Origin of the sequence: Streptomyces sp. NPDC057253, assembly GCF_042669125.1 — a bacterium.
Lineage (GTDB): Bacteria > Actinomycetota > Actinomycetes > Streptomycetales > Streptomycetaceae > Streptomyces.
Genome location: NZ_JBHUXV010000087.1, coordinates 20,217 through 39,990, shown reverse-complemented (window position 1 = coordinate 39,990; position 19,774 = coordinate 20,217). Strand labels below are relative to the sequence as shown.

Sequence of the window (19,774 nt, the reverse complement as noted above, 5' to 3'; positions counted from 1 at the left end):
TCCAGGGACCCTGCGGGGTCCGACGGCGCGGTGGGATGAGAGCATTTCCGGGCATCGCCGACCGGGGCCCCTGGCTGACCGTGTCTGCCCGCGTCTGACCGTTTTTGGTTACTTACGGGGTGTGACTCGGGCCACGCAGATTGGGCGTAACACTCGTGGAAACAGCGCGATGACCTAAGAGGTGACAGCCGCGGAGGGAATACGGACGCCGTTTCAGGCGCTGTGCATCTTCCCCGGCCCCCGCCCGCGCCGTCGGCCCTTCCCAGGTCGGTGGTCGGCTCCTGTCCGTCATGGACGGGGCCGGAAGCCGTTTTCCAACGTTCCGAGAGGTTGTTCGTGTCGGCCAGCACATCCCGTACGCTCCCGCCGGAGATCGCCGAGTCCGTCTCTGTCATGGCTCTCATTGAGCGGGGAAAGGCTGAGGGGCAGATCGCCGGCGATGACGTGCGTCGGGCCTTCGAAGCTGACCAGATTCCGGCCACTCAGTGGAAGAACGTACTGCGCAGCCTCAACCAGATCCTCGAGGAAGAGGGTGTGACGCTGATGGTCAGTGCCGCGGAGCCCAAGCGCACCCGAAAGAGCGTCGCAGCGAAGAGTCCGGCCAAGCGCACCGCCACCAAGACGGTCGCAGCGAAGACGGTGACCACGAAGAAGGCCACCGCCACCGCCACCCCCGCGGCCCCTGCCGCCGAGCCCGTCGTCGAGGGCGAGGCCACCGCGACGCCCGCAGCCAAGAAGGCGGCCGCCCCCAAGAAGGCGGCTGCGAAGAAGACGGTCGCCACCAAGAAGACCGTGGCGGCCAAGAAGACGACCGCCAAGAAGGACGACGCCGAGATCCTCGAGGAGGAGGTTCTCGAAGAGGCGGCCCCCAAGGCCGGCGACGAGCCCGAGGGCGCCGAGAGCGCCGGCTTCGTCCTCTCCGACGAGGACGAGGACGACGCGCCCGCGCAGCAGGTCGCGGCCGCCGGTGCCACCGCAGACCCGGTCAAGGACTACCTCAAGCAGATCGGCAAGGTCCCGCTGCTCAACGCCGAGCAGGAGGTCGAGCTCGCCAAGCGCATCGAGGCCGGTCTGTTCGCCGAGGACAAGCTGGCCAACGCCGACAAGCTCGCCCCCAAGCTCAAGCGCGAGCTGGAGATCATCGCCGAGGACGGCCGCCGCGCCAAGAACCACCTCCTGGAGGCCAACCTCCGTCTGGTGGTCTCCCTGGCCAAGCGCTACACCGGCCGCGGCATGCTCTTCCTGGACCTGATCCAGGAGGGCAATCTCGGTCTGATCCGCGCGGTCGAGAAGTTCGACTACACCAAGGGCTACAAGTTCTCCACGTACGCCACCTGGTGGATCCGTCAGGCGATCACCCGCGCGATGGCCGACCAGGCCCGCACCATCCGTATCCCGGTGCACATGGTCGAGGTCATCAACAAGCTCGCGCGCGTGCAGCGCCAGATGCTCCAGGACCTGGGCCGCGAGCCCACCCCGGAGGAGCTGGCCAAGGAACTCGACATGACCCCGGAGAAGGTCATCGAGGTCCAGAAGTACGGCCGCGAGCCCATCTCGCTGCACACCCCGCTGGGCGAGGACGGTGACAGCGAGTTCGGTGACCTCATCGAGGACTCCGAGGCCGTCGTCCCAGCCGACGCGGTCAGCTTCACGCTTCTGCAGGAGCAGCTGCACTCGGTGCTCGACACCCTGTCGGAGCGCGAGGCGGGCGTCGTCTCCATGCGATTCGGTCTCACCGACGGTCAGCCGAAGACCCTCGACGAGATCGGCAAGGTGTACGGCGTCACGCGCGAGCGCATCCGTCAGATCGAGTCGAAGACCATGTCGAAGCTGCGCCACCCGTCGCGTTCGCAGGTGCTGCGCGACTACCTCGACTAGGTCGTAGTCATACGACATCGAAGGCCCGGTCCCTCCTCAGGCGCCGGGCCTTCGTGCTGCGCGCACCGGCGCCGTGCATGACTCTGGGTTTCCGATCACCACCCGGAGTGAGGAGCATGCATGCGTCGTCCCATTGCCCGGGCGCTGACCCGGCCGCTGTTTCTGGCGGCCGTGGCGGCGGCCATACCGCTGGCGTCGGCCGTCCCTGTGGCGGCCGACAGCGTTGTCGTCGGGGGATTCCCGGTCGATGTGTCGACGGCGCCCTGGACGGTGGCGCTGTCCAGCCGTGACCGGTTCGGGGGTACGCGCGCCGGACAGTTCTGCGGCGGTGTCGCCGTCGGCCCGACCACGGTGCTCACCGCGGCCCACTGCATGGGCGAGAACGTGCTGGGGGCGCCACCGGAGCGGGTGCGTGACTTCCGGGTCATCGCGGGCCGTACGGACCTGCTCTCGGACCAGGGGGCGGAGATCTCCGTACGAGAGGTCTGGGTGAATCCGGGGTACGACGAGGAGACCAACGCGGGGGACTTCGCCGTCCTCACGCTCGCCGAGTCGCTGCCGCCCAGCGCCGTGATCGGCATGGCGGCCACCAGTGATCCCGCGTATGCGGCGGGGACGCGCGCGACGGTGTACGGCTGGGGCGACATCACCGGTGGGGGCGACTACGCCCGAAGTCTGCGGGCGGCACGCGTGCATGTGATGTCGGACACGCGGTGCGTGGAGGCCTATCCGGGGACGGCCGAGGGCACCTATCGCGCCGACAGCATGCTCTGTGCCGGGGAGGAGCGGGGTGGCCGCGACTCGTGTCAGGGAGACAGCGGAGGGCCGCTGGTCGCCCAGGGGAGACTGATCGGACTGGTGTCCTGGGGGAACGGCTGCGGGCGGGCCGGCTGGCCCGGCGTCTACACGCGTGTGTCCGACGTCATGCGGACTTTGGACCAGGGCGGTCGCGGACCTCGGACCAGGGCGGTCGCAAAGATGACCGCCTCGGTGCCGCGGGATGGTGCGGGAGTGCCTCAGGGGCGCTGAGCGGGTCCACGCGAGCCATGAGCAAGGGCGGCTGCCCCTGGGAGCAGGGGCCGCCGCCCTTATGCCGACCTGTGTCGGCGCCGGCTCGTCGTGGACGCGAGTGTCAGCGCTCTTCTTCGGAGGCGTTTGCGGGAACGGCCGTGAGCCGCTCCGTCTCGTCCTGTATCTCAGCGGCGATCTTCTTGAGTTCCGGCTCGAACTTGCGACCGTGGTGGGCGCAGAAGAGCAGTTCTCCGCCGCTGATCAGGACGACGCGTACGTACGCCTGGGCGCCGCAGCGGTCGCAGCGGTCTGCGGCCGTCAGCGGGCTCGCGGGGGTCAGAACAGTAGTCACGTCGCCTCTTCTCTAGCTCGACGAGCTGTCGTACCAGGGTCAACATCCAACCAGCCCCAAAACGTTCCCGCTCGGGGCTTCTCCCAGAGAGAAATTTTCCGGACGGCTGGCTGCTGCCGGTTTGGCGGCGAATGTGCCGTATTGCGTGTCTGTGTGTCTTACGGTTTCGCACTGGTCGGTCAAGGTCGGTCCCGCCGGCTGGGTTGCCGGTTGTTCATGAGGACGTGCCCGGAGCCTAAATGGTTCATGCCCCTGAGGGAACGTGATATGTACTTCACCCCATCGAGGGATCGAACAGGTATGCGACCCTGGATTAGTCTGTGTTCCACACGAGGGTGGCGTTACAACGGCTCTACCAGGCCTCGGTACCCTCTTGGCGGCTACCGAAGCCGCGCCCTTACCCAGAAGGGCCCCACCTGAAATTCAGCGAGGAGCGAACCGCGTGACCGCCGAGACGTCCGTGCCGTCCACAGCTCTGCTGGCAGGAGCAGACCGGGACGGTTCCAACTACACCGCGCGGCACCTGCTCGTCCTCGAGGGGCTCGAGGCCGTACGCAAGCGCCCGGGTATGTACATCGGCTCCACCGACAGCCGTGGTCTCATGCACTGCCTGTGGGAGATCATCGACAACTCCGTCGATGAGGCCCTGGGCGGGTACTGCGACCACATCGAGGTGATCCTCCACGACGACGCCTCCGTGGAGGTCCGGGACAACGGCCGGGGCATCCCGGTCGACGTGGAGCCCAAGACCGGCCTGTCCGGTGTAGAGGTCGTCATGACCAAGCTGCACGCCGGCGGCAAGTTCGGCGGCGGCTCGTACGCCGCCTCCGGCGGTCTGCACGGCGTGGGCGCCTCCGTGGTCAACGCCCTGTCCGCACGACTGGACGTCGAGGTGGACCGCAGCGGCCACACGCACGCGATCAGCTTCCGGCGCGGCGTGCCGGGCGCCTTCGCGGGCAACGGCCCCGACGCCAAGTTCGAGGCCGCGAGCGGCCTGCGCAAGGCCAAGAAGATCCCCAAGACCCGCACCGGCACGCGCGTGCGGTACTGGGCCGACCGCCAGATCTTCCTCAAGGACGCCAAGCTCTCCCTGGAGAACCTCCACCAGCGCGCCCGCCAGACCGCGTTCCTGGTGCCGGGCCTGACGATCGTCGTCCGCGACGAGTTCGGTCTGGGCGAGGGTGGCAGCAAGGGCGAGGAGTCCTTCCGCTTCGACGGCGGCATCAGCGAGTTCTGCGAGTACCTGGCCACCGATAAGCCGGTCAACGACGTCCTCCGCTTCTCCGGCCAGGGCACCTTCAGGGAGACCGTCCCGGTCCTCGACGAGCACGGCCAGATGACGCCGACCCAGGTCACCCGTGAGCTGGATGTCGACGTCGCCATGCGCTGGGGCACGGGGTACGACACGACTCTGAAGTCGTTCGTGAACATCATCGCCACGCCCAAGGGCGGCACCCACGTAGCGGGCTTCGAGACGGCCGTCACCAGCACGATGAACGAAGTGCTGCGTGCCAAGAAGCTGCTGCGCGTCGCCGAGGACGACATCGTCAAGGACGACGCGCTGGAGGGCCTCACCGCGGTCGTCACCGTCCGTCTGGCCGAGCCCCAGTTCGAGGGCCAGACCAAGGAGGTTCTGGGCACGTCGGCGGCCCGCCGCATCGTGAACACCGTGATCTCCCGAGAGCTCAAGGCCTTCCTGACGTCCACGAAGCGGGACGCGGCGGCCCAGGCCCGGGTCGTCATGGAGAAGGCGGTCGCCGCCGCACGTACGCGCATCGCGGCCCGTCAGCACAAGGACGCGCAGCGCCGGAAGACAGCCCTGGAGTCCTCCACGCTGCCGGCCAAGCTCGCCGACTGCCGCAGCGACGACGTCGACCGCAGCGAGCTGTTCATCGTCGAGGGAGACTCCGCGCTCGGTACCGCGAAGCTCGCCCGGAACTCCGAGTTCCAGGCGCTGCTGCCGATCCGGGGCAAGATCCTCAACGTCCAGAAGTCGTCCGTCACCGACATGCTCAAGAACGTCGAGTGCGGTGCGATCATCCAGGTCATAGGGGCGGGATCGGGCCGGACGTTCGACATCGACGCCGCTCGCTACGGCAAGATCATCATGATGACCGACGCCGACGTCGACGGTTCGCACATCCGCTGCCTGCTGCTGACGCTGTTCCAGCGCTACATGCGGCCCATGGTCGAGGCCGGCCGGGTCTTCGCGGCGGTGCCGCCGCTGCACCGGATCGAGCTCGTCCAGCCCAAGAAGGGGCAGGACAAGTACGTCTACACGTACTCGGACCGGGAGCTGCGCGAGAAGCTGCTGGAGTTCCAGAGCAAGGGGGTCCGGTACAAGGACTCCATCCAGCGCTACAAGGGCCTCGGCGAGATGGACGCGGACCAGCTGGCCGAGACGACGATGGATCCCCGGCACCGGACTCTGCGTCGGATCAACCTCGCCGACCTGGAGGCGGCCGAGCAGGTCTTCGATCTGCTGATGGGCAATGACGTGGCGCCGCGGAAGGAATTCATCTCCGGGTCGGCGGCGACGCTGGACCGGTCGCGCATCGACGCGTAGTCGCTGCGCCGGCTCGGGCGGGGGTGCGAGTTACCTCGTCCGAGCCTTCGGGAGGGTTTCGCGGGCATCCGTGACGCGCTCTCGGGAGGGTTGGGCGGGTATCCGTCAACGCGCTCTCGGGGAGGTATGGCGGCTACCCGTAGGGCGCCCCTCGGCCTTCGTGGTCGGGTGCGGATGGCTGGCGTGAGGGTGGTCCCGCCGTCGGCGGCCCCGGGTCGGTGTTGGGCGGGTGGGGGCGGCGCGACGGTCGGCTTCGGGGCGGTGGCGGCATTGCCCGACGGCGGCCGCGATGAGCCCGGTGTGGGTCCGGCGGACGTCCACGCGGTGGCTTCGGCGGTGGGCGGGTCGGCGTCCGGCTCGACGTCCTCGCATCCCGGCCGTCGCAGGGCCACTTCTACAGCTCCGGTCGTCATGGGTCCGGTCGCCGCAGCTCTTCTGGTCGCCGTCGACTCGGCTTCCGCAGCTCTGGTTGCCGTGGGCCCGGTCTTCGTCGGCCCGGTTGCCGTAGGCCCCGTTGCCGTACGGTCCTCGTCGGCCCGGTCGCCGTCCGTCCGGGCTTCTCCACCCGTGGGTGGAGGGCATGCCCGCCCGGGAATCCACCCGTGATCCACCCCGGCTCCGATCTCCCGACCTGCGAATTTCCGTAGCTTCGAAGGTGTCGGCGGCATCCGCTGCCGGCAGTCCCTTCTTCGCTCACGGAGGCTGTGATGTCCGGGCTCGTCGTCGCGTTGCTGATCGTGGTCGCGGTGGTCGTGGTGATCGCCCGACAGTTCCGCGCAAGCCGGATCGACACCGGGCGGCGCTGGTGGCTGCTGCCTGTCGTCCTGGCCGTCGTGGCGCTCCGGGAGCCGGGGCTGGTGGACCCCCAGCACCGCACGGCATCGATCGCGCTGCTCGCCGCCGAGCTGCTCACCGGCCTCGCCATCGGAGCCGGCTGGGCCTGGACGAGTCGCATATGGACCGAGCCGGACGGCGCGGTGTGGAGCAGGAGCACCAAGGCCAGCGGCGCCGTCTGGGGCGTCGGCATCGGACTGCGCGTCGGCCTCTTCGCCCTCGGTGCGGCGACAGGTGTCCACCAGGACTCCTCCGCCCTCCTGCTCGCCCTGGCCGCCACCCTGCTGGTGCGCTCCGGAATCCTGCTCTGGCGTGCGCAGTCCCTGCGCCCTGCCGCCGTACCCGCTCCGGCGTACGGTGAGCCCATGTTCCGGTCCCCGGGGAAGGAACGCGTGTGACGGAGAACAGCTGGACCCGCTGGCCCTCCCGGGAGGCGCTGACGCGTGAGGCGGCCACGCGTCCCCGGCGGGTGCTCGGCTGGGTCACGCGGTCGCTGGTGCTCGGCATGCTCCTGTGGGGGGCTTTCCACAGCACGCACGTGCGTGGCTGGGGCGTGTTCGGGGCGGTGGTGTCCATCCTCCTGGCCGCGGTCGTGGGCTGGACCCTCTTCCGCACCACCCTGGCGCACCGGCTCTGGCCCTCCCTGGTCCTCTACGGCGTTCTCCTGATGATCGCGATCGGCGCACAGGCCGCGGACTTCGGGGTCATCGCCCTTGTCCTGTGGTGCGGTTGTGCCATCACCGCGCTGGAACGGCTGCCCATGGCCGCCGCCCTGCCGGTGACCGTGGTCGCCCTCACCCTGTACGCAGCGGTCGACGACGACGCGTGGCTGACCACCGTGGCCACGACGGCGGGGCTCGCGCTGGCCGGCTATGTCCTGCGGCTGGACGCCGAGGCCCGCGGCAGTGCACAGCGGCTGCTCACCCAGGAGCGGGCGGCGCGGGCCGCTGAGGCCGAGTCGGCGGCGCTCGCGGAGCGGGCCCGCATTGCGCGGGAGATCCACGATGTTCTGGCCCACAGCCTTTCCGCCCAGCTGGTGCACCTGGAGGCGGCCCGGCTGCTGATCGAGGGGGACGCGGACCGGGACCAGATTCTCGAACGGGTGGTGGCGGCAAGGGGGATGGCACGCGAGGGGCTCTCCGAGACCCGGCAGGCGCTGTCGGCTCTGCGCGGGGACATGACCCCGCTGGAGGACTTCCTGAGCCAGCTGGTGGGTACGGCCGACGGAGCCGAAGCCACTATTTCGGGTGAGCGCAGACCGCTGCCGGCCGAGGCGTCGCAGGCTGTGCGGAGAGTAGCCCAGGAGGCCCTGACCAACGTCCGTAAGCACGCGCCGGGGGCCAAGGTCCGGATGCGGCTCGAGTACGGCGAGGACCAGGTGACGCTGGTGGTGCGGGATTCCGGCGGATCGCCGGGCGAACTCACCACCACCGGAGGCGGGTACGGTCTGCGGGGGATGCGGGAGCGCGCCGAACTGCTGGGCGGATCGCTGGACGCGGGGCCGGACGAAGAGGGGTTCGTGGTGACGTTGAAGGTGCCGGTATGACGGAGGCGGCGCAGCCGAAGCCCGCGCGGGTGGTGGTCGCGGACGACCAGACCGTGGTCCGCGAAGGCATCGTGATGCTGCTCGGCCTGCTGCCCGGGATCGAGGTCGTGGGCGCCGCGGGGGACGGGGAGCAGGCGGTCGAACTCGTCGCGGAACTCGCCCCGGACGTCGTGCTGATGGACCTGCGCATGCCCCGCTGCGACGGGGTGGAGGCGACCCGGCGGATCCGGACCGAGCACCCCGGGACGCAGGTCGTGGTGCTGACCACGTTCGCGGACGACGACTCGCTGTTTCCCGCGCTCAAGGCGGGTGCGCGCGGCTATCTGACCAAGGACGCGGGAGGTGACGAGATCGTGCGGGCCGTGCACAGCGTGCTCTCCGGCGACGCGGGACTGTCCCCGAGCGTCCAGCGGCGCCTCCTGGAGCGGCTGTCGGAGCCCGAGCCGCCTCAGCCGCTGTCCGCGTCCGCGGAGCCGCCCGACGGGCTCACCGCCCGCGAGGTCGAGGTGCTGGCGCTGATCGCCGAAGGGCTCAGCAACCAGGAGATCGCCCGCGCACTGCACGTCTCCACCGCCACCGTGAAGACCCATATCAACAACCTCTTCGCCAAGACGGGACTCAAGGACCGTGCGCAGGCGGTGCGTTACGCCTATGCGAAGGGACTTGTGCGGCCACCGACGAGAGGAATCACCTGATGGGGTGAAGTGCGCGGGGAAGAAGAGTCGGGGATCTTCCCGTTCTGTCCATCCTTGGGCATGCAGTCAAGCAACGCTCGTCCCCGTGGCAGCGCGGGTGATGCCGAGAGTTCGGCCGAGAGCCACGACGGGCACGACCAGGCCCGCGCCGAGGCGTCCGCCGGGGTGCGGTACGACGATCCCTGGTACGACGCCCTCGCCTCCGGCTGGGGCGAGACGAGCGGAGACGGCAGCCCCGTGGCCCCGGCCGAGGCGGCACGCGCGGCGCGCGAGGACAGGGCGGCGGCCGCGGCCGACGTCTACCTCGAAGTGCAGCGCAGCGCGGCCTTCCAGGAGGTGCGCAGCCGGTACCGGCGGTTCGTGGTGCCGGCGGGCATCGGGTTCTTCGTCTGGTACGTGGCCTACGTCGTGACAGCGACGAGCGCGCCCGGGCTGATGGCGCGCCCCGTGGTGGGCGCGGTGAACGTGGCGATGCTCGCGGGACTCGGGCAGTTCCTCACCACGTTCCTGCTGACCTGGGCCTACGCCCGGCATGCGCGGCTGCGTCGGGACCGGGCGGCGCTCGAACTGCGGTGGGACACCCAGGAACTGACCCGTACGGCCCGGGGCGGTGTGACGTCGTGACGGGGGACCACCAGACTCTGGCGCTGTTGCTGTTCAGTGCGTTCGTCGCGGTGACGTTGGGGATCACGACGTGGGTGAGCCGCCACCGGCATGGTTCGGCAGAGGAGTTCTACGCGGGCGGCCGACTGTTCTCACCGATGGAGAATGGTTTTGCCATCGCGGGCGACTACATGTCGGCGGCGTCCTTCCTCGGGATCTCCGGGTTGATCGCCCTGTTCGGGTACGACGGCATGCTCTACTCGGTCGGTTTCCTCGTGGCCTGGCTGGTGGTGCTGTTCCTGGTCGCAGAACTGGTGCGCAACTGCGGGCGGTTCACACTCGCCGACGTGGTCGCGGCGCGGATGAGCGAGCGGCCGGTGCGGATCGCGGCGGGAACTTCCTCGGTCACCGTGTCCGTTCTGTATCTGGTGGCGCAGATGGTGGGCGCGGGCAGCCTGGTCGCGCTGCTGCTCGGCGGCACCAGTGAGGCGGCGCAGTCCTGGACGGTCATCGGGGTCGGGGCGCTCATGGTGATCTATGTGTCCCTGGGCGGGATGCGGGCCACCACGTGGATCCAGATCGTCAAGGCGGTCCTGCTGCTCGGCGGGACCGTCGTGCTGACCGTGCTGGTGCTGCTGCGGTTCCACGGCGATTTCGACCAGCTGCTGCTCACGGCGGCCGAGCGCAGCGGCCACGGCCAGTCGTTCCTGGCGCCCGGCCTCAGATACGGCGGGGACTGGACCGCCCGCTTCGACTTCATCAGCCTGGGACTCGCACTCGTGCTCGGCACGGCAGGTCTGCCGCACATCCTGTCCCGCTTCTACACCGTGCCCACCGCACGCGCGGCACGGCGTTCGGTGGTCTGGTCGATCGGGCTCATCGGCGGCTTCTACCTGATGACGATCGTCCTCGGCTTCGGCGCTGCCGCAATCGTGGGGCCCGAGGCGGTACGGGGATCGAACGCCGCCGGGAACACGGCGGTCCCGCTGCTGGCCCTCGACCTTGGCGGCGGCGCCGACTCCACCGGCGGAACGGTTCTGTTCGCGATCGTCGCCGCCGTCGCCTTCGCCACGATCCTCGCCGTGGTCGCCGGCATCACGCTCGCCTCCTCGGCCTCCGTCGCCCACGACCTGTACGCCTCGCTGCGGCGCCGACGGGCCAAGCCGCGCAGTGAGGTGGCCGTCGCCAGGACCGCCGCCGTGGGGATCGGCGTGATCGCGATCGCGCTCGGCCTCCTGGCCCGGGACCTCAACGTCGCCTTCCTGGTGGGCCTCGCCTTCGCTGTCGCCGCCTCCGCAAACCTTCCGGTGCTGCTCTACTCCCTGTTCTGGCGCGGATTCACCACGCGGGGCGCCGTCTGGTCCGTCTACGGCGGGCTGATCCCGGCCCTCGCCCTGGTGATGCTGTCGCCCGTGGTGTCCGGCAGTCCCGAATCACTGTTCCCCGGCGTCGACTTCCAGTACTTCCCGCTCCAGAACCCGGGCCTCGTCTCCATCCCCCTGGGCTTCGTCGCCGGCTGGCTCGGCACCGTCACCTCGGCGGAGGTCGCCGACGAGGCCAAGCACGCGGAGACCGAGGTGCGGTCACTGACGGGAGCGGGGGCTGTGTAGCGACGGCGCCTTCGTCGTCGTACGGTATGCGCCTTCGTTGTACGGCGACCATCTTCGTCGTACGGCGTCCGCCCGCCTCGTACGACATCTGCCCACGAGCCGTGTCGGGGCGTACGGCTAAGGCGCCACCCACGCGTAGCGGTGCTCCGGGCGTCCTGTGTCGCCGTATCTGAGGGACAGGCGGAGGCGGCCGGCCTGTTCGAGGTGGCGGAGGTAGCGCTGGGCGGTGGAGCGGCTCAGGCCTGTCTCGGCGGCGACCTCGTGGGCGGAGAGCGGGTGGTCGGCGTGGTGCAGGACGCGGCAGATGAGGTCCGTCGTGGGCTCCGAGTGGCCGCTGGGCAGGCCGGGGGAGGCCGGAGCCGGTGTGGTGCGCAGGGCGCTGAACATCCGGTCGACCTGTTCCTGTCCGGCGATGCCGCGGCCGCCGACCCGGTCGACGGTGCGGCGCAGGGCGGCGTAGGAGTCCAGGCGGGTGCGCAGGGCGGCGAAGGTGAACGGTTTGACCAGGTAGTGGAGGGCGCCCAGGCGCATCGCGGACTGGATGGTCGTCACGTCCCCGGCCGCGGTGATCATGATGACGTCGGTGCCGTGGCCCTGTTCCCGCATGCGGTGGACGAGTTCGAGGCCGGTCTGGTCGGGCAGGTAGTGGTCGAGCAGGACCAGGTCGATCGTGCCGCGCTGCACGCTGGCCAGCGCCTGGGCGGCGCTGTGCGCGCGGGCGGCCACCCGGAAACCGGGCACCTTTCCCACGTACTTGGCGTTGATCTCGGCGACACGGAAGTCGTCGTCCACGACCAGGACGTCAATCATCGGGCCTCTTTCCCTCAAGGCCTGGCGGGCGTTAAGCCCATGTTTCGGCTCCGCTGTTGTAGCGCGCGCAAAACGAGCACAACAGGCTGTTGCAAGCAAAAGAACGGCATGCGCTCAGAAGACTGATGTCGTGGCGCGGGTCACATCTACCGTCCCCGGCCATGAGCGCAGACATCAGCCCCGCCATCGAGCTGCGGGGCGCGAGCAAGATATTCCGAACCCCGTCGGGGGGTCTGCACACGGCGGTCAGGGGACTCGATCTCACGGTGGGGCGTGGCGAGTTCGTGGCGGTCGTCGGGCCCACGGGCTGTGGCAAGTCGACCACGTTGACGCTGGTCAGCGGGTTGGAGGAGCCGTCCGAGGGTGAAGTTCTGGTGGTCGGGGAGCCGGTCCGCGGGGTCGGGGACAAGGTCGGTTTCGTCTTCCAGCAGGACGCCACCTTCCCCTGGCGCACCGTGCTGTCGAACGTGATGGCGGGCCCGCGTTTCCGCGGGGTTCCCAAGGCCGAGGCGAAGCAGAAGGCGCGGGAATGGCTGGCCCGGGTCGGCCTCACGGCCTTCGAGGACCGCTACCCCCACCAGCTCTCCGGAGGCCAGCGCAAGCGGGTCGCGCTCGCCGCGACCTTCGTCAACGACCCCGAGATCCTGCTCATGGACGAGCCGTTCTCCGCGCTCGACGTGCAGACCCGGGCCCTGATGTCCGACGAACTCCTCGAACTGTGGGAGGGCACGGGCGCCTCCGTCGTCTTCGTCACCCATGACCTGGAGGAGTCCATCGCGCTGGCCGACAAGGTCGTCGTGATGACGGCCGGACCGGCCACCGTCAAGCAGGTCTTCGACATCGACCTGCCGCGGCCGCGCAAGGTCGAATCGGTGCGCCTGCAGCCGCGGTTCATCGAGATCTACCGCGAGATCTGGGAGTCCCTCGGCGAAGAGGTTCGCATCACCCGGGAGAGGAGTGCCGCACATGTCGCCTGAGGTCCTCAGCACTCCGGTCGTGGACACGGCCAAGACCCCGCCGGACCGCGCGCACTCACGCGCGCGTGCCGCCCGTAGACGCAGGATCGTCGTCGCCGTCTCCCGCGTAGTGCTCCTGGTGGCCGTGCTCGGCCTGTGGGAGGTGCTCGCCCGGGCCGAGGTCATCGATCCCTTCAACTTCTCCATGCCCTCCAAGATCTGGGACCAGATCTGGACCTGGATCACACACGGGACCGCGCTCGGCTCGCTGGGCGAGCAGATCTGGTACACGCTCCACGAGGCGTTGCTGGGCTGGGTGGTCGGAGTCGTGGCCGGCGTGGTGTTCGGTATTGCGCTGGGGCGGATCACCTTGCTCGCAGACGTACTTGGTCCATACATCAAGGTGCTCAACTCGATACCCAGGATTGTCCTTGCACCGATCTTCGTGATCTGGTTCGGCCTCGGACCGGCCTCCAAGGTGGCCTCGGCCGTCGTCCTGGTCTTCTTCCCGGTCTTCTTCAACGCCTTCCAGGGCGCCCGCGAGGTCGACCGCAACCTTGTCGCCAACGCCCGCATCCTCGGCGCGAGCGACCGCAGGGTGACGCTTCAGGTCGTCATCCCGTCCGCGACCTCGTGGATCTTCACCAGCCTGCACGTCAGCTTCGGCTTCGCCCTCATCGGCGCGATCGTCGGCGAGTACATCGGTGCGACCAAGGGCATCGGCCTGCTCGTCGCGCAGTCCCAGGGCACCTTCAACGCGGCCGGTGTGTACGCCGCGATGGTCATCCTCGCCGTCGTCGCACTCCTCGCCGAAGGGCTGCTCACCTTCGCCGAGCGCCGCATCTTCCGCTGGAAGCCGACCGGTTCCGACAGCTGACGCCCGCTTCGGCGCCCCTCTCACGACACGCCGCCGCTCTCCCTCTCACAAGGACGTGAACCCCATGCGCAAGACCGCCAGATACACCTCCCTGGCCGCCGCCGGCCTGCTCGCCCTCTCCTCGCTCACCGCCTGCGCCAACGACGCCTCCAGCACCGCTTCGACCGGTTCCGGCAGCAAGGGTGACGGCAAGGGGACGAAGGTCAAGATCATGGTCGGTGGCCTCGACAAGGTCATCTACCTCCCCGCGATGCTCACCCAGCGGCTCGGCTACTTCGACTCCGAGGGCCTCGACGTGGAACTGCTGAGCGAACCGGCCGGCGTCCAGGCGGAGACCGCGCTCGTCTCCGGCCAGGTCCAGGGGGCCGTCGGCTTCTACGACCACACGCTCGACCTCCAGGTGAAGGGCAAGGACGTGGAGTCGGTCGTGCAGTTCTCGCACGCGCCCGGCGAGGTGGAGATCGTCTCCAACAAGGCGGCCGGTGACATCACCTCGCCCAAGGACTTCAAGGGCAAGAAGCTCGGTGTCACGGGCCTCGGCTCCTCGACCGACTTCCTCACCAAGTACCTCGCGGTCAAGAACGGCGTGAAGGTCAGCGACTTCACCCCGGTCGCCGTCGGGGCGGGACCGACCTTCATCTCGGCGCTGCAGCAGGGCTCGATCGACGGCGGCATGACCACCGACCCGACCGTCGCGACGATCCTGGACAAGAAGGCCGGCAAGATCCTCCTGGACATGCGCACACCCCAGGGTTCCGACGAGGCGCTCGGCGGACCGTATCCCTCGTCAAGCCTGTACATGCAGACTGACTGGGTCAACGGTCACAAGGACACCGTCCAGAAGTTGGCCAATGCATTCGTCAAGACGCTCAAGTGGATGTCCACCCACAGCGCGACCCAGATCGCCGACAAGATGCCGGCCGACTACTCGCAGGGCAACAAGCTGCTCTACGCGGTGGCCATCAAGAACACGCTGCCCATGTTCACCAAGGACGGCGTGATGCCCAAGGAGGGCCCCGAGACCGTCGAGAAGGTGCTCAAGGCGTTCAACCCGACCATTCAGAACGCCGACGTCGACCTCGACAAGACGTACACGACCGAGTTCGTCGAGAAGGCAGCGCAGAACGCCGGCTGAGCGCCGACGCCTGAGCGCCGATGCCGAGCGCGAGGCGCTTCCTCACGCGCGGGTCGCCCACACGTAACGGTGTTCCGGGCGGCCCGCGTCGCCGTACTTCAGCGTGAGCTTGGCCCGTCCCGTGCGCTCCAGGAGCTTCAGATAGCGCTGGGCGGTCTGGCGGCTCACCCCGGTCCGGTCGGCGATCTCCTGGGCCGACAGGGGCCCTTCGGCGTTCATCAGGGACCTGCGGACGAGTTCCGCCGTGGTGGGCGAGTGTCCCTTGGGCAGGTCGGGCTCCGCCGACGAGGACAGGGCGCCGAACATGCGGTCGACCTCGGCCTGTTCCGCCTCGCCGCCTCCGTCCAGGGTGCGGCGCAGCTCGGCATAGGCCTCCAGCCTCGTCCTGAGGCCCGCGAAGGCGAACGGCTTGACCAGGTACTGGAGCGCACCGTGCCGCATAGCGGCCTGCACGGTCGTCACGTCCCGCGCCGCCGTCACCATGATCACGTCGGTCTGGTGGCCACGCCTGCGCATCTCCTGGACCACCTGGAGGCCCGTCTCGTCGGGCAGATAGTGGTCCATGAGGACCAGGTCCACGTGGGGCAGTGCCTCCAGTTGCCCCAGGGCGTCCGCCGCGCTGTGCGCCTCGCCGGCCACATGAAAGCCGGGCACCTTCTCGACATACGCGGCGTTGACGCGCGCCACACGAGTGTCGTCGTCCACGACCAGGACCTCGATCATCACGACTCCTCCTCGGTGGCGGTCCGCTCGGCGACCGGTGCGGTGAGAGCGGGTTCTGTCTCGGCCAGCGCGTCGGGCAGTACGACGGTGAACTCGGCGCCCCCGCCGCCGGCTTCCCCGACGGTCGCGCTGCCCCCCTGGCGCTCGGCGAGCTTGCGGACCAGGGAGAGTCCGAGGCCACGTCCCCGGTGTGCCGGGGGTTCCTTGGTCGTCCAGCCCTCGGTGAAGACCAACTCGCGCTGTTCCGCCGGGATCCCGGGCCCGGTGTCCCGCACCGTGAGCACGGCCGTACGGCCCTCTGTGCGCAGCTCGACCTCCACGCGCGCGTGCGGTGCGCCGGCGGCGGCGTCCAGGGCGTTGTCCACCAGGTTGCCGACGATCGTGACCAGCCCGCTCGGATCGACGAGCCGGTCCGGCAGCCGGGTCCGGTCGGAGACCCACAGGGCGACTCCGCGTTCGGCCGCGACGGTCGCCTTGCCCACCAGCAGGGCGGCGAGCAGCGGGTCCTCGATCTTCTCGGTGACCTGTTCGGCGGTGGCCCGGTGGTCGCCGACGACCTCGCCGACGAACTCCACGGCGTCCTCGTACATCTCCAGCTCCAGCAGCCCCAGCAGCGTGTGCATCCGGTTCGCGTGCTCGTGGTCCTGTGCTCGCAGCGCGTCGATGAGACCGTGGGTCGAGTCGAGCTCCCGGCCGAGCTGCTCCAGTTCGGTGCGGTCGCGCAGCGTGGCCACCGCACCGCCGTCGTCGGTGGGCATGCGGTTGGCGACCAGCACCCGCTGGCCGCGCACGGTGACGAGATCGGTGCCGGTCACCCGTCCGGCCAGTACGTCGGCCGTACGGCCGTCTCCGAGCGCCTCGTCGGGGGAGCGGCCGACGGCCTCGTCGCCGATGCCCAGCAGCCGCCGTGCCTCGTCGTTGAGCAGGCGGATGCGTCCGGCGCGGTCGAGGGCGACGACGCCCTCCCTGATGCCGTGCAGCATGGCCTCGCGCTCGGCGAGAAGGCCGGAGATGTCGGAGAAGGCCAGGTCACGGGTCTGCCGTTGAACCCGGCGGGAGATCAGCCAGGCGGCCAGCGCACCGACGGCGAGGGCCCCGCCGGCGTAGGCGAACAGCCCGGGGATCGCGTGGATCAGCCGGGCGCGCACGCTGTCGTAGGCGATACCGACGGACACCGCCCCGACGATCTTGTTCTGGCTGTCGTACAACGGCACCTTGCCGCGGGCCGTGCGGCCCAGGGTGCCGCTGTCGATCTGCATGATCTCCTGGCCGGCCAGGGCCTGGCCCGGGTCGGTCGAGACGGTCCTGCCGACCTCGCTGCGGGTGGGATGCGACCAGCGCACGCCTCGCCAGTCCATCACGACGACGTACTCGGCCCCGGTCGCCTTGCGGATCCGCTCCGCCTCCCTCTGGACGGGGCCGCTGGGCAGCGGGGGCGTGTCCTTGACCTGCTCGGCGATCTGCGGTTCGGCGGCGGTGGTCTGGGCGATGGCGAGCGCCCGCCGCATCGCCTGGTCGTCCAGCTGGTTGCTCAGCGGGGCGAGGAACAGACCGGTCGCGAGCACCGCGACTCCCGCGGCGATCGCCAGCTGCATCAGCAGCACCTGTGAGAACACCCGCCGGGGCAGTCCCAGGCGCAGGCGTCGGGCGGGGGTCGTGCGGCTCATACCCATGAAGGTACGTGGGGGCGCCGGATCCACCGCAGGGGGTGTGGCGTGGATCTCTTGATCAATATGTGGACGAGCTTGTCGAGCGGTCAGCCTGCCAGGACTGTCGGGCCGGTCAACTCCCGCACTGCCACCACGTCCATCCGTGCGGGCGAGCCGAGCACCGACGCTCCGCAGCTCTCCGGGCGGGGCGGAAGGGAGGCGGTCTGGGCCACGAGGACGCGCCAGTGGCGTCCGTCGGCGTGTGCGACGGTCACCCCCCAGTGCGGGGCCGCCCCGTCGATCCGTACAACCGTCAGCGCCTCGGCCGCGTATTCGCCCACCATGGTGCGGACCGCCAGCTCGGCCGCCTGGCCCGGCCGCTCCCATGCGGAGTTCCCACGGCACCCCTCGACCACGATCCGGCCCTCCTGGACGCTGTGGAGGACCTGCTTGACGGTGTGGGCCTCGGCGCGGCCGTAGGCATAGCCGTACGGCAGGACGAGCAGCGTCGGCGAGAAACGGTGACCACCCAGATGGGTGACCTCCCAGACGCCCTCCACACCCGAGGCGGCCAGTTCCGCGGCGAGCGGGCGGCCGAGGAGGGCGCAGCAGCGGTCCCGCTTGCCGTTGGTGCAGACGAGCGCGAGGGGATCGCCGGTGTGGGCGCGTCCTCGGAGCGCTCCGTCGAAGGAGGTGTGGTCACCCCTGCCGAGCGCGGCGAAATCCAGGTCGAGCAGGTTCTGCGGGTCGCGGGTCGTCGCGCCGTGCAGCCACACGTTGCCGGGCGTGGTGTGGGCCGCGTACACCTGCCGGACGGTGGGGGTCCCACTGTCGGCGTGCCGTCCGGGGCGGCGGATGAGCGCGACGCGGACGCCCGTGGTCTTGGCGGCGGCCTCCAGGGCGCGGCCGAGCGCGGGGTCCAGGTGGCTCGAAGTGAGCGCCTTGGCGCCCCAAGGGCCGGGCTGTTCCAGGAGCAGCCAGGTCCGCGCGGTGGCCGCGGTTCCGGAAACGGGCTCGTCGAGGTCGTGCGAGACCGTTGTACAGGTACTCACAGAGGTGAGCCTAACCTGACTTGGCGCGCGGCGACTTCTGGCCTCGACCGCGTCAGCCGTCGGGCGGGGCTGCGGTGGCCTCGCAGTCCGTGCTCACGTGGGACTGCGATGGCTTCGGAGTCACTGCTCCCGTGGGGGCCGCGTCGTCTCCGGAGTCACTGCTCGGGCAGCGGCTGTGGCGGCTTCGGGCCCACGTAGATGCCGCTCGGGCGCATGCGCAGGGGGCGTTCGCCGTACTCCTCCAGGGCGTGGGCGATCCAGCCCGCCGTTCGGGCCACGGCGAAGACCGTCTCGCCCGCCGTGGCGGGCATGCCGGAGGAGGCGGTGAACACGGCGAGGGCGAGGTCCACGTTGGCGTGCAGCGGGGCATGGCGGGCCGTGGTGGCCACGATGTCGCGGGCCGCGAGGAGGGCGGGCTCCGCGCGCGGGACCTCCTCCAGGAGAGCGAACAGGGCACGCGCGCGTGGGTCCTCACCCGGGTAGAGGCGGTGACCGAGGCCGGGGATGCGTCGGCCGGCCCGTAGCTCCTCCGCGATCACGGGGGCCGCGTCGCCCCGCTCGAGGACGTCGAGCAGCAGCTTGTGGGCGAGCCCGCTGGCCGCCCCGTGCAAGGGGCCCTCCAGGACGCCGAGCCCGGCGGAGACGGCCGCGTAGGCGTGCGCGCGGGCCGATGCGGCGACGCGCACGGCGAGAGTCGAGGCGGCGAGGTCGTGGTCGACGAGCAGGCCGAGTGCCGTGTCCAGGGCCCGCAAGGATGCCTCGTCGGGCTTGCGGCCGCTCAGACGGGTCCAGAGGCGGTGGGCCAGGGGGCCGTCGTCTGCGCGGCGGTCGCGCAGGACGGGTGGCAGGGCGGTGACGAGCGTGGGGATGAGGGTGCGCGCGGTGCCGAGCACAGCCTCCTCGGACAGGTCGAAGCGCAGCGGGTCCGCGGCGGCGGCGGCGATCGCCGCGACCCGCAACCGGTCGGTGGGGCTGGTGTGTTCGGGCAGCGCGTCCACCGCGCGGCGGGCCGCCTCCGCGGAGGCGGCGGGTGCGGTGAACGTGACGCCGGGGCGCAACTGCCCTGTCCAGAGCCACTCCGCGATCTCTTCGTAGGAGTGGCGGGCGGCCAGTTCCGTGGCGTCGACGCCACGGAAGTAGTAGCGGTCCCGGTCGATGAACGTGATGCGGGTTCGAACGGCCAGTTCGCCGCCCGACCCCGAACTCCCGCCGCTCTCCCGGCGGTTGCGCCGGGAGAGGGTCTCCACCTCCTTGGCGTCGAAGGTGCTGCCCCGGCCGCCGGGCACGCGTCGGCTGCTGAGCTGGCCGCGGCTGACGTAGGCGTACACGGTCTCGGGCTTCACGCCGAGCAGTTCGGCGGCTTCCTTGGTGCTGAGACGGTGTTCGGCGGGGTCGGGGTGGGGGTCTTGATCGCGCATAAGAGGTCACCGTAGCCGCAGCCGGGTGGGTTGATGGTTCATGTTGAGTTGATATTGAT

The 19,774-nt window shown here is 70.0% G+C and carries 17 protein-coding genes; 11 read left to right on the top strand and 6 right to left on the bottom strand.

What is annotated here, in order from left to right:
- Positions 1–336 precede the first annotated feature (336 nt).
- A complete protein-coding gene (locus ACFULQ_RS34890; RefSeq protein WP_383551735.1) occupies positions 337–1,878 on the top strand; it encodes an RNA polymerase sigma factor in 1,542 nt (513 codons plus the stop codon).
- 120 nt (positions 1,879–1,998) lie between these two features.
- The gene (locus ACFULQ_RS34885) at positions 1,999–2,907 is read left to right on the top strand and encodes a S1 family serine peptidase (protein ID WP_383551733.1); all 909 of its coding nucleotides are present in this window, start codon (positions 1,999–2,001) and stop codon (positions 2,905–2,907) included.
- Positions 2,908–3,010: 103 nt separating this feature from the next.
- On the opposite strand, the gene ACFULQ_RS34880 is transcribed toward ACFULQ_RS34885, so the two are convergent.
- Entirely contained in the window at positions 3,011–3,241 is a 231-nt protein-coding gene (locus ACFULQ_RS34880; RefSeq protein ID WP_030314151.1) for a hypothetical protein, read from the bottom strand.
- 442 nt (positions 3,242–3,683) lie between these two features.
- Between ACFULQ_RS34880 and ACFULQ_RS34875 the strand changes: the two genes are divergently transcribed.
- The 6 genes from ACFULQ_RS34875 (at position 3,684) to ACFULQ_RS34850 (ending at position 11,095) form a co-directional block, all read left to right on the top strand.
- A complete protein-coding gene (locus ACFULQ_RS34875) occupies positions 3,684–5,807 on the top strand; it encodes a type IIA DNA topoisomerase subunit B (RefSeq protein WP_383551730.1) in 2,124 nt (707 codons plus the stop codon).
- Between the two features lie 707 nt (positions 5,808–6,514).
- Positions 6,515–7,039 carry a DUF1453 domain-containing protein gene (locus ACFULQ_RS34870; RefSeq protein WP_383551729.1) on the top strand — a complete coding sequence of 175 codons (525 nt, stop codon included), beginning with the start codon at positions 6,515–6,517 and terminating at the stop codon, positions 7,037–7,039.
- Positions 7,036–8,187, top strand: coding sequence for a sensor histidine kinase (locus ACFULQ_RS34865; RefSeq protein ID WP_383551727.1), 1,152 nt, complete (start codon positions 7,036–7,038; stop codon positions 8,185–8,187). The genes ACFULQ_RS34870 and ACFULQ_RS34865 overlap by 4 nt, the downstream gene beginning before the upstream one ends.
- Positions 8,184–8,882 carry a response regulator gene (locus ACFULQ_RS34860; RefSeq protein ID WP_383551724.1) on the top strand — a complete coding sequence of 233 codons (699 nt, stop codon included), beginning with the start codon at positions 8,184–8,186 and terminating at the stop codon, positions 8,880–8,882. The genes ACFULQ_RS34865 and ACFULQ_RS34860 overlap by 4 nt, the downstream gene beginning before the upstream one ends.
- 60 nt (positions 8,883–8,942) lie before the next feature.
- On the top strand, positions 8,943–9,506 hold the full coding sequence (locus tag ACFULQ_RS34855) for a DUF485 domain-containing protein (RefSeq protein ID WP_383551722.1): 564 nt from the start codon (positions 8,943–8,945) through the stop codon (positions 9,504–9,506).
- Positions 9,503–11,095 carry a cation acetate symporter gene (locus tag ACFULQ_RS34850; RefSeq protein WP_383551720.1) on the top strand — a complete coding sequence of 531 codons (1,593 nt, stop codon included), beginning with the start codon at positions 9,503–9,505 and terminating at the stop codon, positions 11,093–11,095. Before ACFULQ_RS34855 ends, ACFULQ_RS34850 begins: the two co-directional genes overlap by 4 nt.
- 117 nt (positions 11,096–11,212) lie before the next feature.
- Here ACFULQ_RS34850 and ACFULQ_RS34845 read toward each other — a convergent pair whose 3' ends face one another.
- The gene (locus tag ACFULQ_RS34845; RefSeq protein WP_383551718.1) at positions 11,213–11,905 is read right to left on the bottom strand and encodes a response regulator; all 693 of its coding nucleotides are present in this window, start codon (positions 11,903–11,905) and stop codon (positions 11,213–11,215) included.
- 161 nt (positions 11,906–12,066) lie between these two features.
- Here ACFULQ_RS34845 and ACFULQ_RS34840 point away from each other — a divergent pair, with 161 nt between their 5' ends.
- The 3 genes from ACFULQ_RS34840 (at position 12,067) to ACFULQ_RS34830 (ending at position 14,873) form a co-directional block, all read left to right on the top strand.
- A complete protein-coding gene (locus ACFULQ_RS34840) occupies positions 12,067–12,882 on the top strand; it encodes an ABC transporter ATP-binding protein (RefSeq protein WP_383551716.1) in 816 nt (271 codons plus the stop codon).
- The gene (locus ACFULQ_RS34835; RefSeq protein WP_383551714.1) at positions 12,872–13,738 is read left to right on the top strand and encodes an ABC transporter permease; all 867 of its coding nucleotides are present in this window, start codon (positions 12,872–12,874) and stop codon (positions 13,736–13,738) included. The genes ACFULQ_RS34840 and ACFULQ_RS34835 overlap by 11 nt, the downstream gene beginning before the upstream one ends.
- A gap of 64 nt (positions 13,739–13,802) precedes the next feature.
- Complete coding sequence (locus tag ACFULQ_RS34830) at positions 13,803–14,873, top strand: ABC transporter substrate-binding protein (RefSeq protein WP_383551712.1); 1,071 nt, start codon at positions 13,803–13,805, stop codon at positions 14,871–14,873.
- Between the two features lie 42 nt (positions 14,874–14,915).
- Here ACFULQ_RS34830 and ACFULQ_RS34825 read toward each other — a convergent pair whose 3' ends face one another.
- The 4 genes from ACFULQ_RS34825 to ACFULQ_RS34810 form a co-directional block, all read right to left on the bottom strand.
- Positions 14,916–15,596 carry a response regulator gene (locus ACFULQ_RS34825; protein ID WP_383551741.1) on the bottom strand — a complete coding sequence of 227 codons (681 nt, stop codon included), beginning with the start codon at positions 15,594–15,596 and terminating at the stop codon, positions 14,916–14,918.
- A complete protein-coding gene (locus tag ACFULQ_RS34820; protein WP_383551710.1) occupies positions 15,596–17,263 on the bottom strand; it encodes an ATP-binding protein in 1,668 nt (555 codons plus the stop codon). Before ACFULQ_RS34820 ends, ACFULQ_RS34825 begins: the two co-directional genes overlap by 1 nt.
- An 89-nt stretch (positions 17,264–17,352) precedes the next feature.
- The gene (locus ACFULQ_RS34815) at positions 17,353–18,297 is read right to left on the bottom strand and encodes a sucrase ferredoxin (protein WP_383551708.1); all 945 of its coding nucleotides are present in this window, start codon (positions 18,295–18,297) and stop codon (positions 17,353–17,355) included.
- Between the two features lie 155 nt (positions 18,298–18,452).
- Positions 18,453–19,715: a citrate synthase gene (locus tag ACFULQ_RS34810; protein ID WP_383551705.1), complete on the bottom strand. Its 1,263-nt coding sequence runs from the start codon at positions 19,713–19,715 to the stop codon at positions 18,453–18,455.
- Positions 19,716–19,774: the final 59 nt, after the last annotated feature.